The following is a 609-nucleotide window of genomic DNA, read 5'->3' as shown; positions in this document are numbered from 1 at the left end:
CGTCGCCTCGGCGAAACCCAGATCGTGCGGGGTCGTGACATCCGGGTCGCCAGTCGCCTCCAACAGCTTGCGTCGCCATGTGTAGACCAGCGCCGTGGAAACATCATGCCGCCGCGCGACCTCGGCGACGCAGGCACCGGGCGAAAACGCCTCGGTCAGGATCAACCGGCGCTCGCCCTTGCTCCAACGCCGGCGACGCTCCCGCCCTGAAAACACCGTGATCTGGCCCATCGATCGCTCCTAAGTGCGCTCATAAGAGCGCGCTTAAGACCGGTCGTCCGCCCCACGCACAAGGCGGGGCCCACCGGACGGATACGAACGTTTGGGCCAATTGGCGACAGGCCAGCCGCTGGACCGCCCGGGTCTGGGCCGTGCTGATCATGCTCGCTGCAATCAACATCCTCTATGTCGCCTGGACTTTCGGGCTGCTGAAAATGACGGTGAATTACTGATGACCTCCGGCAAACTGCCCCCGCTGTCGCTGACCGTCACGGTCGAAAAGCTGATGCTGGCATCGACCTTCCGAATCTCGGGTCATGCCTTCGATGCCAGCGGCTGTATCGCCATGGTGCTCGACGATGGCCGGCACCAGGGTCGCGGCGAAGCCAC

General features: G+C 64.4%; 1 protein-coding gene. It reads right to left on the bottom strand.

Annotated features, from left to right (window positions below; translation table 11 throughout):
• Positions 1 to 231: transposase (locus QU44_RS15545; protein ID WP_033923325.1), on the bottom strand; the 231-nt coding region annotated here is incomplete at its 3' end.
• Positions 232 to 609: the final 378 nt, after the last annotated feature.

The sequence above is a fragment of the Sphingomonas sp. 37zxx genome (genome assembly GCF_000786205.1).
Taxonomy (GTDB): domain Bacteria; phylum Pseudomonadota; class Alphaproteobacteria; order Sphingomonadales; family Sphingomonadaceae; genus Sphingomonas.
Note: the sequence above shows the minus strand (reverse complement) of the source record. Positions and strands in the feature narration are given on the sequence as shown.